This is a genomic window from Acinetobacter sp. ANC 4636 (genome assembly GCF_054454555.1).
On sequence record NZ_JBTKVD010000008.1, the window covers coordinates 125,619 to 141,415 of the forward strand.

Annotated in this window: 14 protein-coding genes; 3 read left to right on the forward strand and 11 right to left on the reverse strand. The window is 44.0% G+C overall.

Features of this window, described 5'->3' with window-relative positions; translation table 11 throughout:
• Positions 1-11: 11 nt before the first annotated feature.
• From tcuB to ACX1N5_RS10440, 6 genes are all read right to left on the reverse strand, one after another.
• Entirely contained in the window at positions 12-1,148 is a 1,137-nt protein-coding gene (gene tcuB / locus ACX1N5_RS10415) for a tricarballylate utilization 4Fe-4S protein TcuB (protein ID WP_458801855.1), read from the reverse strand.
• On the reverse strand, positions 1,148-2,560 hold the full coding sequence (gene tcuA, locus ACX1N5_RS10420) for an FAD-dependent tricarballylate dehydrogenase TcuA (protein ID WP_458801853.1): 1,413 nt from the start codon (positions 2,558-2,560) through the stop codon (positions 1,148-1,150). Before tcuA ends, tcuB begins: the two co-directional genes overlap by 1 nt.
• Before the next feature lie 314 nt (positions 2,561-2,874).
• On the reverse strand, positions 2,875-3,801 hold the full coding sequence (locus tag ACX1N5_RS10425) for a LysR family transcriptional regulator (RefSeq protein ID WP_458801852.1): 927 nt from the start codon (positions 3,799-3,801) through the stop codon (positions 2,875-2,877).
• A gap of 324 nt (positions 3,802-4,125) precedes the next feature.
• Entirely contained in the window at positions 4,126-5,583 is a 1,458-nt protein-coding gene (locus ACX1N5_RS10430; protein ID WP_458801850.1) for an NAD(P)(+) transhydrogenase (Re/Si-specific) subunit beta, read from the reverse strand.
• Positions 5,584-5,910 carry a proton-translocating transhydrogenase family protein gene (locus tag ACX1N5_RS10435; RefSeq protein WP_004753732.1) on the reverse strand — a complete coding sequence of 109 codons (327 nt, stop codon included), beginning with the start codon at positions 5,908-5,910 and terminating at the stop codon, positions 5,584-5,586.
• 11 nt (positions 5,911-5,921) lie between these two features.
• Positions 5,922-7,049, reverse strand: coding sequence for a Re/Si-specific NAD(P)(+) transhydrogenase subunit alpha (locus ACX1N5_RS10440; RefSeq protein ID WP_116727498.1), 1,128 nt, complete (start codon positions 7,047-7,049; stop codon positions 5,922-5,924).
• A 231-nt stretch (positions 7,050-7,280) separates the two neighbouring features.
• Here ACX1N5_RS10440 and ACX1N5_RS10445 point away from each other — a divergent pair, with 231 nt between their 5' ends.
• Positions 7,281-8,207: a DMT family transporter gene (locus ACX1N5_RS10445; protein WP_004753735.1), complete on the forward strand. Its 927-nt coding sequence runs from the start codon at positions 7,281-7,283 to the stop codon at positions 8,205-8,207.
• On the opposite strand, the gene soxR is transcribed toward ACX1N5_RS10445, so the two are convergent.
• Complete coding sequence (soxR, locus tag ACX1N5_RS10450; protein ID WP_458801848.1) at positions 8,176-8,670, reverse strand: redox-sensitive transcriptional activator SoxR; 495 nt, start codon at positions 8,668-8,670, stop codon at positions 8,176-8,178. The two genes, ACX1N5_RS10445 and soxR, sit on opposite strands and share 32 nt — an antisense overlap.
• A gap of 69 nt (positions 8,671-8,739) precedes the next feature.
• Here soxR and ACX1N5_RS10455 point away from each other — a divergent pair, with 69 nt between their 5' ends.
• Complete coding sequence (locus ACX1N5_RS10455; RefSeq protein WP_458801846.1) at positions 8,740-9,168, forward strand: RidA family protein; 429 nt, start codon at positions 8,740-8,742, stop codon at positions 9,166-9,168.
• Positions 9,169-9,184: 16 nt separating this feature from the next.
• Positions 9,185-10,378, forward strand: a complete 1,194-nt coding sequence (locus ACX1N5_RS10460; RefSeq protein ID WP_458801844.1) for an MFS transporter — start codon at positions 9,185-9,187, stop codon at positions 10,376-10,378.
• Here the strand turns inward: ACX1N5_RS10460 and ACX1N5_RS10465 are convergent.
• The 4 genes from ACX1N5_RS10465 to gcvH form a co-directional block, all read right to left on the reverse strand.
• Complete coding sequence (locus ACX1N5_RS10465; protein ID WP_458801842.1) at positions 10,375-11,025, reverse strand: hypothetical protein; 651 nt, start codon at positions 11,023-11,025, stop codon at positions 10,375-10,377. The genes ACX1N5_RS10460 and ACX1N5_RS10465 overlap by 4 nt on opposite strands.
• 198 nt (positions 11,026-11,223) lie before the next feature.
• A complete protein-coding gene (gene gcvT / locus ACX1N5_RS10470) occupies positions 11,224-12,342 on the reverse strand; it encodes a glycine cleavage system aminomethyltransferase GcvT (RefSeq protein ID WP_458801841.1) in 1,119 nt (372 codons plus the stop codon).
• A gap of 2 nt (positions 12,343-12,344) precedes the next feature.
• On the reverse strand, positions 12,345-15,197 hold the full coding sequence (gcvP, locus tag ACX1N5_RS10475; protein WP_458801839.1) for an aminomethyl-transferring glycine dehydrogenase: 2,853 nt from the start codon (positions 15,195-15,197) through the stop codon (positions 12,345-12,347).
• Between the two features lie 9 nt (positions 15,198-15,206).
• Positions 15,207-15,581: a glycine cleavage system protein GcvH gene (gcvH, locus tag ACX1N5_RS10480; RefSeq protein WP_004753749.1), complete on the reverse strand. Its 375-nt coding sequence runs from the start codon at positions 15,579-15,581 to the stop codon at positions 15,207-15,209.
• Positions 15,582-15,797 lie beyond the last annotated feature (216 nt).

The following is a 15,797-nucleotide window of genomic DNA, read 5'->3' on the forward strand; positions in this document are numbered from 1 at the left end:
ACCGATGTGAGTTATTTGGCTTTCTTACTTTTACGCTCTTCAACAGCAAATTTAAGCAAGGCTGCACTACGATAAAAACCATGTGCGAACTTGCCAAAAGGAATGGTTAAAAACAGGGTCATGACGGTTGCCAAATGCACAACCAATAAAAGTGCCATCCACGAACTATCGCGTAATCCAAGTAGTGCTAAACCCGTGATACTGATCAGCAGTAAAAGAAAAATAAATCCACGATCCATTGGTTTCTGTTTTGGATCACCATGCTTCGGATCACGTTTTAAATTCAGAAATAACAATCCCGCAGGGCCAATAATTAAACCAAGCCCACCCAAAGTCCCTAAAATGACTGGCACACTCAAAAATGGATAAGGCGCGTGAATATTCAACAAAAAATGATAGGCCGTTGCGACAAGTGTGGCTGCAAAACACAGCAGGAAACCATACATGGTGAAATGGTGAAATCGACGACGAGCAAGTGTGTAACGATCATCTTCTTCGTTACAGCCTTTACCATGCCCACCATCTAGATATTTTAGCGTTAAGATATTTTTAGTGGCTTGTAAAATATCAGGTTGTTCAACACCCCCTGCAACCACTTCTGAGGTTTGATTCCAAAATTTTCGTATGCCAAAGTACAGTAAAATAAATGCCACCACAAATACTGAACCGAAAATTACCGCCAAGAAATTATGTGGAAATATCGCGTAAAAATTACCTTGATAATGACCAAATAAATCGTTGCCCTGCAATGTAGAAGCAAGCAACATAAAGGCGATAAAAGCAACAACCAAAAGGCTTACAATCGTGATTCCTGCTTTTTGGTACAATTTACCAAAGACATGAGGTGTCGTAAATTTTTGATATGTTTCTAAACGAACTTGCGCCATTGCCTGAGGAATATTTACCCCGAACTCATGCGGCGGAGCGTATTGGCAAGCATGTAGACATGCCCCACAGTTATGACAAAGATTTGCCATGTAATGAATATCAGCCTGATTAAACTCTAAACGTTTTGTTATTGCTGGAAATACAGCACAAAATGATTCGCAATAACGGCAAGCATTACAAATTTGCAAAGCCTGTTTAACCTGCTCTTCATTGCTTGTGAGCTGTACAACAGGAATTAAAGATTTTGATTGAGCATTCATTAAATAACCTCCTTATTGAAAGCAGGTTTTTTCAAAGCAGAAAGTGCTGCATTTTTTCCTGCAATACGTCCAAATGTCGTACCGATCGACATGCCTACACCTGCGGTATAGCCTTGTCCAAGTACATTTCCAGCCATCATTTCCCCTGCAACGTATAAATTCGGACTCGGGACTTGGTTAAAACGCACAGCTGCGTCTTTTTCGACTTTCATCCCCAAGTAGGTAAACGTAATCCCTGGTTTCAAGGCATAGGCGTAATAGGGTGGAGAATCCAAAGGCACTGCCCAATGCGTTTTGGCTGGGCTTAAATTTTCAGTATGACAGTCGTCTAAAATGGTGTGATTAAACTCACCCACGACACAAGCTTGATTAAAATCGTTGACGGTTTTTTCCAGCGCGTCTGGATCAAGATTGATCAGCGCTGCAAGTTCACGGATGGTATTGGCTTTACGACCTTCAAATACAGGCGGCATAAAGCGCCCAACTGATTTTGAGTCGATAATGGAGAAGCCAATTTGATGCGGTTGTTTCGCGACTAAGCGGCCCCAAATGGCATAACGTTTAGGCCAAAAATCCTCACCTTCATCGTAGAAGCGCACTGCATTTTGATTGACCACAATACCGAGGGATACACAGTCAATACGTGTACAAATCCCGCCATCATAAAGTGGTGCACGGGCATCTACAGCAACGCAGTGTGATTGAGATGGATCACCAATCACATCTGCACCTTGCTCAATCATAAATTTGAGTAAAGTACCCTGATTAAAACGTGTTCCACGAATAATAAAATTATCGGCAGGCCATTCGCCCGCTTCATTTTGTCCCCACGCTTCACGCAGCCATTCTAAATTTGATTCAAAACCACCAGCGGCAAGTACACAAGATTTTGCTTCATATCGTGTTCCATCCTCAGCGATTGCTGCAATAAACCGACTACCGTCCAACTCTAATTCTTTAATTTTGGTGTTGTACCGAACTTCAACACCGAGATTTTCCGCACTTCGAAAATATGCATTGACCAAAGCCTTACCGCCTCCCATAAAAAAGGCATTGGTACGTGCTACATGCAGTGCACCAGAGAGTGGCGGCTGGAAATTAACTCCGTGTTTTTTCATCCATTCGCGGCAAGTTTCCGTGCTGCGAATGACGAGGCGCGCCAATTCTTCATTGGTTTTTCCACCTGTGACTTTGAGCAAATCTTGCCAATATTCTTCTTCTGGGTAAGCGTCAATCAACACATCTTGCGGCGCATTATGCATACAGCGTAAATTACGGGTATGTTGTGAATTACCGCCGCGCCATTCCTTAGGCGCTGCTTCAAGCAATAATACTGACACACCTTCTTCACGTGCAGTTATTGCTGCACATAAAGCGGCATTGCCACCACCAATTACAAGCACATCATACATGCGATTCATCCCTCTATATTTGGGACAAATTTAAGCGAAAATGTACCATGCCGTAAGGAGGCAAAAGCGATGGGGTGTTTAATTTCTTTAAACACCAAATTTTTTATATTTAAAAATAAAATACGTTTTTTATTGCATCAAATTGAGCTTAGAATCTCTAAGGTTTTATGCATAAGTGGCATTATTGGTCAAACGACTCATTTAAGCAGCTCTCAATTTTCTCATGCTTACTTCAAAACATTTAAACACCTTGCACCACAAAATCATCGCAAGCATATGTGAAACATCAATAGAACATCATATACACCAAGCAATTAAACTTCCTTCGCACTTGGCCAAACACCTTGCTCAATCAAATCATGAATACATGAACGAATCACTGATTTGGCTGCCAAACTTGCAGGCGATAATTCATCTTCAGGAAAGCTAATTAAATAATTGGTTCGGTCTATCGACGGGTCGACCACTTTTAAAAAATTTAAATGCTGATGGCGATGATTGATAAAAGCACTGCCTGGTTGAATGGTTCCCACGCATAAATTGGAAACTGTATTCATCAGCAGACTTAAACCATCAATTTCATAGGTTACATTCAACTCGATCTGTTGCTGTTCAACCAATTTTCTTAAACCATGATTGGTGCTCGGCAAAGCCAACGGTAGTTTCGCTAAAGCTTTTAAGGGAATGCTGCCTAATTTTAAATAATCTTCCAAATGATAAATTTTAAAAAATTCATCATTGGCAATCAAAAACATCGATTCTGAAACCAAAGGCTGTAAAAACCAGTTTTTATCAATATCCTGACTGAAAATAATGGCGATATCGAGCTGTCGGGAGTTAATTAATTGCACCAGATTCCCCGATAAACTTTCAACCAGATGTACTTTGATATCGGGATAGCGTTCAGCCATTATCTTAATAAAAGGAACCGCAAGAATTGATGCTGTACTTGGTGGAAAACCAACACTGACATAACCAACCAGACGAGAAGACTGTGCAGCTTCGACAGCTTGATTAGCATGGCGCAAAACCAATTGTGCCTGTTTTAAAAATGCCAGTCCTGCAGGCGTCGGGGTGACACCCAATGCCGAACGCTGTAACAAACGTGTCGATAATTCAGACTCTAATTTTGAAATTTGCTGACTTAAAGCTGAAGTACCGACATCGAGTTTTTGCGCAGCTTTGCCGATACTACCCTGTTCAACAATCGTAACGAATGATTGCAGTTGTCTAAGTTCCATTGACTCTTCATTCCGTTATGAATTTGCAAGGAAATGCTATATAGATGTTGATGTTAAAACAAATGCAAATCAATGTGTGGAATCAAACCTAGAATTTACATGTCAAAACCAGATTTTAAATAATATCAATAGCCACTAAATTTTATGGTTTGAATCATGACTCATCGTATCAATAAACGCTTTTCGCCATGCTTATATCCTCTTTATATTTCTCTGACAGGAAAAACCTATAGACTAATAAAAGAAGCCTAACCAGTTCATATATTTCAGACTCTACAGCATAAAAAAACCACCCGAAGGTGGTTTTTATAAGGTCAGATTCAATTAGTGACCTGTACCATTAATGGCTTTGGCCATATCTTCCACCACTTTTTTGGCATCACCAAACACCATCATGGTTTTTTCGTTATAGAACAAGTCATTGTCCAGACCTGCATAACCTGTTGCCATAGAGCGCTTGATCACCATAATGGTACGTGCTTTATGCGCTTCCAGAATTGGCATGCCGTAGATTGGTGAACCTGGGTCATCTTTTGCTGCTGGGTTCACAACGTCATTTGCACCAATAACCAACACTACATCTGTTGCAGGGAAATCCGAGTTAATCTCGTCCATTTCCAAGATGTCTTCATACGCAACATCTGCTTCTGCCAACAATACGTTCATGTGACCTGGCATACGACCTGCCACAGGGTGAATCGCGAAGCGGACTTTAACCCCTTCTTCTTTCAACAAGTTCGCCAGTTCTTTGACTGCGTTTTGTGCACGCCCTTGCGCCATCCCATAACCCGGTACAATCACCACGCTGTCAGCATTTGACATCAGGAAGCCTGCATCATCTGCCGAACCTGAACGGTAGTTACGCTGTGCCTGTTCACCTGTTGCTTTTGCACTTGCAACTGCTGCACCACCCATTGCCCCGCCAAACAAGACATTGAGAATGTTACGGTTCATGGCTTTACACATGATGTAAGACAGAATCGCACCTGAAGAACCGACCAGTGAACCTGCCACGATCAGCATGTTGTTTTCAAGGGTAAAACCAATCCCTGCCGCTGCCCAACCTGAGAATGAGTTAAGAAGCGAGACCACCACTGGCATATCACCACCACCGACAGGTGCAATCCAAACCCAACCGAATGCCAGCGCAAGTGCAGTCATTGCCCAGAATGCAGGCATATTTCCTGTACTAAAGAAGTAGAAACCACACACCAACATGGCAGCAAATAAGGTCGCCTGTACAGGTTTTACCCATGCACCTGCAATGGTCTTTGCCCATTTTTTCGCAGCCAGTTTGCCGTAAGCAAACACGGATGCCGTAAAGGTAATCGCACCGACAAAACAGCCCACAAACAATTCAAACAAGTGAACTTTGCTCATGTGTGCATGCTGTACGCCTGCTGCAGTTAATGCCGCTTCATTTTGAGCAAACAATGCAGAGACTTGGTTGTTGTGCAAGATTGCCGCAACTGCGATCAGCACCGCAGACAAACCCACCAAAGAGTGCATTAACGCCACGGTTTCTGGCATTTGTGTCATGGGAACGGTACGTGCACGGGCAATCCCGACCACCGCACCAAGCACCATCGCACCGCCAATCATCCAGACCACAGGATGGTCGGCAATAAAGAAGGTACTCAAGACTGCAATCGCCATGGCGATCATGCCGTAGCGGTTACCTGTAATTGCAGTTTTCGGACTAGATAAACCACGTAGCGTTAAAATAAACAGGACAGCACCGATCAGGTAGAACCAATCCGCATTCGCTCGAATAAATTCCATTTAGCCGCCCTCTTTATTTTTTTGCTTTGGTTTAAACATTTCCAGCATGCGCGCAGTGACCGCAAAGCCACCAAAAATATTAATACTGGCAAGAAACACCGCAATCGCACCCAACACACTGACCACATTGATGCTTTGAAATTGTACATTCGCATCAATACCAAGCGCAGGCATGCCCACTGTTTGTAGCATCGCACCAACCACAATGATCGATGACAAGGCATTGGTCACCGCCATCAACGGCGTATGCAATGCAGGCGTTACACCCCAAACCACGTAGTAACCGACAAAAATCGCCAACACAAAAATCGTAATGGTTTCAACCATGAGAATTCCCCTTAACCGCGCTTGAACAGCAGTGTGCCGCCATGAGTAACCAATAAGGCTTTTTGAATTTCATCTTCCTGATTGATCAAGAAGTTCTTGTCTTTATCAAAAAGTGTTTCAAGGAAATTAAAAACGTTGCGGGCGTATAGAGCCGAAGCCTCTGTTGCCACCGTAGCTGGAATATTTGGAACGCCCAGAATTTTCACGTCATTTTCAGTGGTCACGGTTTCACCGACTTTCGAGCCTTCAACGTTACCGCCAGTTTCTACAGCCATGTCCAAAATCACAGAACCTGCTTTCATTTTGGCAACAGTTTCCGCCTTGATCAAACGTGGTGCATTACGTCCTGGCAACAGCGCTGTGGTGATCACGATGTCTGCGTTCGCCACTGCTTTATCGACAATTGCAGCCTGATCCTTGATGTACTGCTCGCCTGGCATCCAACCATAACCATTCTTCGCCGCATCAGCAGCGCGCTGTTGTTCTTCTTCGGACATTGGCACATCGAGCCACTTGCCACCCAAAGACTCAACCTGATCTTTAGCCGTTGGGCGCAAATCCGTAGCTTCAACCACAGCACCCAAACGTTTGGCGGTTGCAATGGCTTGCAAACCTGCAACACCAACCCCCATCACCACCACGCGTGCAGGCTTCACTGTACCTGCAGCAGTCATCAACATCGGGAACATACGCTGGTATTCATTTGCAGCAAGCAGTACCGATTTATAGCCTGACAAGTTCGCCTGAGAAGAGAGAACATCCATGTTTTGTGCACGAGATAATGTTCGAGGCAATAACTCCAATGCAAATGCTGAAATCTGTTGGGTTGCAAACTGTTCAAGCTCAGTATTGCGATACGGATCGAACATCGCAATGACCGTTGTGTTTGCTGAAATTTTCTGAATTTCATCCCCTTGAGGTGCACGAACCTTCAAAATAATCTGACTGCCTTGATAAGCATCTTCAGCGATTGTTGCGCCGACCTGCGTATAAGCATCATCAAGATAGGCCGCTTTGCGCCCTGCCCCTTTTTGAATGACAACGCTATGACCAGCGCCAACCAACTTCTTTACAGTTTCTGGGGTCGCTGCGACTCGACTTTCTCCAGCAACTGTCTCCATAGGAATTCCGATTTGCATTGAGCATGTTCCTCAGGCTAGTTTGTGTGTTAAAAACATCGCAAACTGCAATGTTTCTCCCATTTTTTCTGCATGTTGTTTGGATTCTAATCAAACTTTTCGAAAATACCACCCATTATTTATTTAATAAATGACGATATTTCCATTTAATGCTTATTAATCGTGACCCAAGAGTATAAAATAGGAAAGTTTTGCTTCATTTTAATGAAGATTAGTTCTTCATCTTATTCCATGCCTATTTCATTCTCACGCAACCAAATCGGTTCAGTTTTTGCGCTATGTGCTGCATTTTTATTTAGCTCAAAAGCCATTTTTATTAAACAAGCCTATGCCTTGTCATCTCAGGTTGATGCTACAGTCTTGATGGCGCTTCGCATGAGTAGTGCTTTGCCTTTTTTTCTACTTATGGCATGGTATTTTCGCAAGCAAAGACAGGCTCTTCAGCCCAAAGACTGGGGACTTTTAGTCATTGCAGGCTTGCTAGGGTATTACTTTGCAAGTTGGCTAGACTTTATCGGTCTCATGTACATTAGTGCCTCTTTAGAGCGGATTATCTTGTTTTTGTATCCAACACTCACAGTGCTGGCATCGAGCCTAATTTACAAGCAACCTTTACGACTAAAAGCGTATATTGCCATTTTGCTAAGTTATGGAGGCACGGTCATTGTGATGCTCCAAGAGCAAAATCATGCACCAATGCAGAGCAATTTTTGGTTAGGGGCAAGTTTAGTGTTTGCCAGTGCTGTTGCATTCGCCTGCTATCTACTACTCACCCCTCGTTTAATTGAAAAATTTGGCGCTTCAAATTTCACAGGACTGGCACTGAGTATTGCCTGTATTGGCACATTGGTTCATTTTGTACTGGCAATACCACAACCTTTACACCTCTTGGCGCAGCTTCCTGTAGGGGTTTGGGCTTATGGAATTGGGTTGGGTTTATTCGTTACGGTACTTCCTACGATGTTATTAATGCAAAGTATTGCCCGTATTGGTGCATCACAGTCCGCCATGATTGCCGCGATTGGCCCAATTCTGACTATTTTGTTGGCTGTTTTATTCTTAAATGAACATCTCAATGCATGGCAATGGCTGGGTTGTGCGCTAAATATTATTGGAATTATGCTGATTAGTCTGAGCAAGCATCGCTTGAAACACTAGCGTCCAGTAGTGCCAAAATCTGCTGAAAATGCGCGCCAGCAGACTGCTCTGCCAAACAGTCATCAGGGTTACGTAGCGGACATTGATCTAAAGACAAACAACCACAACCGATACACCAGTCCAATTGCTGCCTTAACTGCAACAAGGTTTGAATTTTTTCATCGAGTTGAGTCTTCCACAGGCTCGACATGCGCTGCCAATCCTGCTTGGATGCAACCTGATGATCTGGCAGGACTGCAAAAGCCTGTTTGATTTCATCCAAAGAAATACCGACTGACTGTGCAACCTTGATAATCGCGACCCGACGTAGCATGGCACGTAAATAACGGCGCTGATTACCATTGGTTCGGGCACTCCAGATCAGTTGTTTTTCTTCATAAAAACGTAAGCTTGCTACACTAACCCCGCTACGCTTTGCCAGTTCACCAATACCAATAAATGCCTGCATCGAATTTTCCGACATTTGTTCTTGACCTCAAGTTAACTTGAGCTTTGATACTAGCATGACTCAATCTTACACGGGATCATGCATATGCAAATAACATCAGCACCTCAAACACCCTGTTTAAACATTTTAAATCCAGAAACCCTCTATAACCCACAACCCTTTGCTTACAGCCATGTGGTTGAAGTTCAGAATTTCCGACGAATTTTACATATTGCTGGGCAAGGTGGAGAGACCATCCACGGAGAGTTATCCCCCGTTTTTTCCGAGCAGGTCTGGCAGGCTTTTCACAATCTTGAATCTGCCTTACATGCTGTTGATGCCACACTGCAAGATATTGCGGTGCTGCGCGTCTTGATTGTGGAACACTCGGCTGAAAAACATACTGTTTTGATTGAGATTATGCAGCAACTATGGCGTAATCAGGCTTTTCCTGCGTGTACTTTAATTCCTGTTTCAGGACTCGCATTAACCACCATGTTGTTTGAAGTTGAAGCAACTGTGTATACTCTTTAACTCCCCGAGGCCGTTTATGCATGACACTCTCGATATTAGTCAAAACAAGAAATTGCTCTGGCTGATGGCACTGGCTTGCGGCTTAACTGCGGGTGCCAACTACTTTAGCCAACCTTTAATTCACTCCATTCAGCAATCATTTCAAGTTAGTGCTGCACAAGCCCAGTTGACTGTGACACTGGCACAACTCTCTTATGCTTTAGGTTTGCTCTTGATCGTTCCACTGGGAGATATTGCCAATAAACGCAAATTCATTCCTGGGCTGATGTGTCTGGCAGGTATCGGCTTATGTTTGTGTGCCTGTGCGGTCAACCTTCCCATGCTTTGGCTTGGCACAATGATGACAGGGCTGTTTTCAGTTGCCGCACAGGTGCTCATTCCCTTTGCAACGATGGCTGTCAAACCTGAAAAAATCGGCGAAGTGGTTGGTTTCCTAATGAGTGGGTTACTGGTGGGAATTTTACTGTCCACCAGCTTGTCTGGGCTACTCTCGAATCTGGTGCACTGGAAACTGATTTATATTTTAAGTGCGATTTTAATTTTTATTTTGGCATATCAGTTACAACGCGAATTGCCTTATGTCATGCGCCAGCAAATGTCTTATCTGGAAATTTTTAAGTCTATGGCTGTGCTGATGATCGAAGAACGCCGCTTAAACTTTCGTGCCTACATTGGCGCAGGTGCGTTCGCCTCCATGAGTGTGATTTATTCCACCATTGCCATGTATTTATCTGCCGCTCCATTTCATCTGGCAGACTCACTGATTGGCATGGTCAGTTTGGTCGGTGTATTTGGGGCATTTTCAGCGCGTTATGTCGGGAAATATGCCGATCGGGGTTATGGCAATCTGTTTACAGGTTTGGGCTGTATCTTACTGCTCTGTAGCTGGCTCATGTTTTATTATTCAAGCCACAGTATTTGGCTCTATATTCTTGGATTTGCAACGACAAACTTAGGACTTGCTTTTGTACATTCGTGTAACCAAAACATTATTTTCCGCATCCGCCCTACGGCCAAATCTCGCCTGAACTCGATTTATATGACGCTGTATTTTTCAGGCGCAGCCACAGGTTCAGCACTGGGCACTTATGCATGGAATCACGGCGGTTGGGTCTATACCTGTTGGGTGGGTTTAGGGCTCGCTGTGTTTTGTAGCAGCTTTGCCCTGATTGATTTTGTCTGTTATGGCAAACGTGCTCAAGCTTCTTAACAGACCTGAATCACGGGATAAAATGGTTTTTTCCAATCTAGTGCCTGCCCATGTTCCAGTAAGACCAACATAAATCGACTGAGCAAGGTCATTAAAATCTGGCTGGCGGTATTTAGATGCTTACGCATCAGCACACTATTGCAGGTTGAGCCGCCAAGCATGATTTGGTTATGCAAAGTAAATAACCTATCAAAGATAATCAGCAGCAATTCCACTGTATCTCTATGTGCAACGGCATGCTGGACTCGCTGCTGATCTGCATGAAAATGCACTTTCCAGCTTTGCTCATCAATATTCTGGTTTTGAAAATCCCAGAGTTTTTGATAAACATACGGATTATTTGACCAATCCGCAATCGCCTGACTACAACGCTCCCAAACACAATGCTCAATACGCTGCTCTTGATCCAACTGGTACAATCTGAGTAAAAACTGCCGAAGGTGTTGTTGATCTTCATCAAAAACATCTTGCAGGTTTTCTACATAAATCGCATTGAAAGCAATCCATAAACTGACAAAACGCAAATCTGCATCATCATCAAGCTCTTTGGCTTTTCTTAACCAACTTAATCCCCGTTGCATTCTCAAATTAAAATTCGCTGAATAGAGATGCTTATGTTTTTTAAAAATTTCTTCTAATAAATACATCGCTTTAACCTTGGCTAAGTATTTTATTTAAGCATACGCCAATCCGTTTTTCACATCAATTCTTCACTATGACTGGTCGCAGCATTTATCAATCAGGCTTACTTTTCAGCAATTTTTGCGGCAAAAGATTTATTCTTTTTCAAATAACCGCCAAAAAAAAGCCCGATACAAGTATCAGGCTTTTTTCTTAACACTTAATTAACCACGGTAATAGCGCTGTGCAACAAATGGCATTTTCACCACTTTCATTGCTACGAGTTTATTACGCACTTTAGCAAACAGCTCTGTACCTTCTTTGGCATGAGCAATGTCAACATAACCCATCGCAATCGGGCTTGCCAAACTTGGAGCAAAACCACCACTGGTGACTTGTCCAAGCACTTGTCCGTCCTGATCGACAATTTCCGCACCTTCACGTACTGGCATACGATCTAAAATTTGGAAACCAACACGTTTTTGAGCAACACCTTGCTGCATTTGCGCTTGAATAGTTGCAGCACCTGCATAACCACCCTCACGCTCACCACCCGCGCGGCGAACTTTAGAGATCGCCCACAGTAGGTTTGCTTCAACAGGAGTTTTGGTTTGGTCCATATCATGACCATACAAGCACAAACCTGCTTCCAAACGTAGTGAGTCGCGTGCACCCAAACCGATCAACGCCACTTCAGGTTCTGCAATCAAGGCTTTTGCCAAGGCTTCCACATCACCGCTCGCGACTGAAATTTCGTAGCCATCTTCGCCTGTATAACCTGTACGGCTCACGATGCATTCAACACCGTTGAGCTGTACACGCTTGATTTGCATAAAACGCATTTCTGCAACTTCAGGGTTTAAACGAGCTAAAACAGTTGCAGCTTCTGGACCTTGCAATGCAAGTAAAGCACGCTCGGCAAATTGCTCGACAATTTCACATTGACCCGACAAGTGTGCGCGCATATGTGCCAAGTCTTGCTCTTTACACGCAGCATTGACCACAAAATACAACTCGTCTTGAGACAGACGTGCCACCATCAAGTCATCTAAAATGCCACCTTGTGGATTGGTAAACAATGCATAACGCTGCATACCTTCAGGCAAGTCCACAATATCCACAGGTACAAGGCTTTCTAGCGCACGCGCTGCATTTTCGCCACGTAGAAATACTTGTCCCATGTGAGATACATCAAACAGACCTGCATGTTCACGGGTATGTAAATGCTCTTTAAGCACACCAGCTGTATATTGCACAGGCATGTTGTAACCTGCAAACGGCACCATTTTTGCACCATGCTCAATATGCAGCGCCGCCAATGGCGTATTTTTTAATTCAGACATGCTTAGTCCTCATAATTGCTGATGCTTGGGCAAGCACAGATTAAGTTACGGTCGCCATACACATTATCGACACGTCCAACAGGTGACCAGTATTTGCTTTCCACCAATTCAGGTAGTGGATAAACTGCCTGTTCACGTGAATATGGATGTGCCCATTCGCCAGTCAATTCTTGTGCCGTATGTGGCGCATTTTTTAATGGGTTATCTTCTGCATCCAACTCGCCTGCAGTCACTTGCTGAATTTCTTCGGCAATTTTGTTCATGGCATTGATGAAGCGCTCAAGCTCGTACAAGCTTTCACTTTCAGTCGGCTCAACCATAAGCGTACCCGCAACTGGGAATGACATGGTTGGCGCATGGAAACCAAAGTCGATCAGACGTTTTGCAACGTCATCTACTGTGATACCACTGGTTTCTTTCAGACCACGCAAGTCCAGAATACATTCGTGTGCAACCAAATCATGGCTACCTGTGTACAATACAGGGTAAGCTGCGTTTAGGCGTTTTGCCACGTAGTTAGCATTTAAAATTGCCATTGCCGATGCTTGACGCAAACCTTGACCACCCATCATACGGATATACATCCATGTGATTGGTAAAATGCTCGCACTACCAAACGGTGCAGCACTCACTGCATTGGTTTTACGGCTTAAATGATAGCTATGACCTGGCATAAATGGCTTCAAGTGCTCTTTCACACCAATCGGGCCAACACCTGGTCCACCACCACCATGTGGGATACAGAAAGTTTTGTGCAAGTTCAAGTGTGATACATCACCACCGAACTGACCTGGTGCACATAAGCCCACCATTGCGTTCATGTTCGCGCCATCGATATATACCTGACCACCATTGGCATGTACGATGTCACAGATTTCACGTACCGCATGTTCAAACACACCATGTGTTGATGGGTAAGTGATCATTAACGCTGCAAGGTCTTGGCTATGTTGTTCAGCTTTGCTACGCAAGTCTTCAACATCAACGTTACCGTTGTCATCACATGCGACAACCACAACTTTCATGCCCGCCATGCTCGCAGTTGCAGGGTTAGTACCGTGCGCAGACTGTGGAATCAAGCAGATGTTACGCTGACCTTCACCACGACTCGCATGATAACCACGGATTGCAAGCAAGCCTGAATATTCACCTTGTGAACCTGCATTTGGCTGAAGCGAAATCGCATCATAACCTGTTGCCGCACATAGCATTTGCTCAAGCTGATTGACCATTTCTACATAGCCTTGCGCCTGTTCAAGTGGTGCAAATGGATGCAGATTGCCGAATTCTGGCCATGTAATTGGCAGCATTTCGCTGGCTGCATTCAACTTCATAGTACAAGAACCGAGTGGAATCATGCTGCGGTCAAGTGCCAAGTCTTTATCTGCCAAACGACGCAAATAACGCATTAACTCAGTTTCGCTATGATGCGTATTGAAAATTGCGTGTTGCAAAATCGCGCTTTCACGAATTAATGCAGTTGGCAATGCAGAGGTGTAAGCTGCCGCAACAGCTTCAAATTCAGGTGCAGTTTGACCTTGTGCAAACAATGCCCAAAGTGCAGCAACGTGTTCAGGTGTTGTGGTTTCATCAAGTGAAATACCCACTTGAGTTGCATCAATTTCACGTAAGTTGATTTCTTGTGCACGTGCAGCTGCAAGCACGGCTGCTGCATCAACCTGAGTCAAGGTCAAGGTATCAAAGAATGCGCTATTGCTAACATTGACACCCAACTGTTTCAAGCCTTGTGCCAAGATTGCAGTTAAAGCGTGTGTACGTTCAGCAATCTCTTTTAAGCCTTGTGGCCCATGATAAACTGCGTACATGCTGGCAATGTTGGCAAGCAACACTTGAGCAGTACAGATGTTACTGGTCGCTTTTTCACGGCGGATATGCTGTTCACGCGTTTGTAATGCCAAACGTAGTGCTGGCTTACCTAAACGGTCAATTGACATCCCCACAACACGACCTGGCATATCACGTTTGTAGGCATCTTTAGTGGCAAAGTAAGCTGCGTGTGGACCACCAAAACCCATTGGTACACCAAAACGCTGCGCTGTGCCAATTGCAACATCAGCACCCCACTCACCTGGCGCTTTCAATACAGTCAGTGCCAACAAGTCAGCAGACACAGCAACCAAAGCATTTACACTGTGTACTTGCTCAACCAAAACTGCGTAGTCATACACTTCGCCTGTGCTTGCAGGGTATTGTAATAACACACCGAAGAACTCAGCAAAGTCAGCAACCTGTTGCTCATCACCCACCACAACTTCGATACCGAGTGGCTCAGCACGGGTACGCAAAACATCTAAAGTTTGTGGATGGCAGTGCAATGATGCAAAGAATTTGTTGGCTTTTTTGTTTTTAGACACACGCTTACAGAAAGTCATGGCTTCTGCGCAAGCGGTTGCTTCATCTAACAAAGATGCATTTGAAATCGACAAACCTGTCAAATCCGCGATCATGGTCTGGAAGTTTAACAACGCTTCAAGACGACCTTGAGAAATTTCAGGCTGGTACGGTGTATATGCCGTATACCATGCTGGGTTTTCTAGCAAGTTACGCAAAATTGGCGCAGGTGTATGAGTCGGGTAATAACCCTGACCAATATGGCTACGAAAAATCTGGTTTTTCTGAGCGATGGCTTTGAGTTCTGCCAAAGCCTGTTCTTCACTCACACCATCGGTGCTTTCAAGCACGCTGGTGTTTTTAATTGAATCTGGAATAACCGCTGCAATCAATGCTTCAAGGTCGCTATAACCCAGTGCATTCAGCATGTGCTGCTGTTCAGTTGCCGTTGGCCCAATATGGCGGCTAACGAAACTGTTGGTATTGTTAAAATTAATGCTCATGCCAACCCCTTAAGAATGAATAAACGCGTCATAAGCATCTGCATCTAACAACTCAGCAAATGCTGCGCTGTCGTCGGCTTTCATACGGAAAAACCAGCCTGCGCCCATGGCATCTTCATTGACAGTTTCTGGTGCATTAACCAATGCTTCATTGATTTCTAACACTTCGCCAGATAATGGCATATCAATGTTACTCGCAGCTTTCACTGACTCAATCACAGCAACTTCTTCACCTTTGCTGTACGCTTGAAGTTCAGGCAGTTCAATATAAACCACATCACCCAAAGCATCTTGTGCATGCTCAGTAATACCTACGGTAATGCTACCGTCTTCTTCTAAACGTAACCATTCATGCTCAGTGGTAAAACGAATTGTTGACGCCATGACAAATTCCTCAGTCCTTCACCCTAAAAGGCAATTAATTGCAGAAAATTTACTCATTTTTCAAATACACAAAAGCACAATGCTTTACAGTCTGGGCATACCTAAAAATAAAAGGCAGCATGCGACCAGACCACCTTAATATTCAAGGCAGTAATTGAAAACCTAATGGGAAAGTACGGAAGTTGTAACAACTAAGAACGCTGAACATGTCAGTTG

Excerpts from the sequence above, each read along its gene's own strand:
- ACX1N5_RS10460 (WP_458801844.1), top strand. The coding sequence starts at position 9,185 with ATGCATGACACTCTCGATATTAGTCAAAACAAGAAATTGCTCTGGCTG.
- ACX1N5_RS10445 (WP_004753735.1), top strand. The coding sequence starts at position 7,281 with ATGCCTATTTCATTCTCACGCAACCAAATCGGTTCAGTTTTTGCGCTA.
- ACX1N5_RS10440 (WP_116727498.1), bottom strand. The coding sequence starts at position 7,049 with ATGCAAATCGGAATTCCTATGGAGACAGTTGCTGGAGAAAGTCGAGTC.
- ACX1N5_RS10430 (WP_458801850.1), bottom strand. The coding sequence starts at position 5,583 with ATGGAATTTATTCGAGCGAATGCGGATTGGTTCTACCTGATCGGTGCT.
- gcvH (WP_004753749.1), bottom strand. The coding sequence starts at position 15,581 with ATGGCGTCAACAATTCGTTTTACCACTGAGCATGAATGGTTACGTTTA.
- gcvT (WP_458801841.1), bottom strand. The coding sequence starts at position 12,342 with ATGTCTGAATTAAAAAATACGCCATTGGCGGCGCTGCATATTGAGCAT.
- tcuB (WP_458801855.1), bottom strand. The coding sequence starts at position 1,148 with ATGAATGCTCAATCAAAATCTTTAATTCCTGTTGTACAGCTCACAAGC.
- ACX1N5_RS10455 (WP_458801846.1), top strand. The coding sequence starts at position 8,740 with ATGCAAATAACATCAGCACCTCAAACACCCTGTTTAAACATTTTAAAT.
- soxR (WP_458801848.1), bottom strand. The coding sequence starts at position 8,670 with ATGTCGGAAAATTCGATGCAGGCATTTATTGGTATTGGTGAACTGGCA.
- ACX1N5_RS10465 (WP_458801842.1), bottom strand. The coding sequence starts at position 11,025 with ATGTATTTATTAGAAGAAATTTTTAAAAAACATAAGCATCTCTATTCA.
- gcvP (WP_458801839.1), bottom strand. The coding sequence starts at position 15,197 with ATGAGCATTAATTTTAACAATACCAACAGTTTCGTTAGCCGCCATATT.
- tcuA (WP_458801853.1), bottom strand. The coding sequence starts at position 2,560 with ATGTATGATGTGCTTGTAATTGGTGGTGGCAATGCCGCTTTATGTGCA.
- ACX1N5_RS10435 (WP_004753732.1), bottom strand. The coding sequence starts at position 5,910 with ATGGTTGAAACCATTACGATTTTTGTGTTGGCGATTTTTGTCGGTTAC.
- ACX1N5_RS10425 (WP_458801852.1), bottom strand. The coding sequence starts at position 3,801 with ATGGAACTTAGACAACTGCAATCATTCGTTACGATTGTTGAACAGGGT.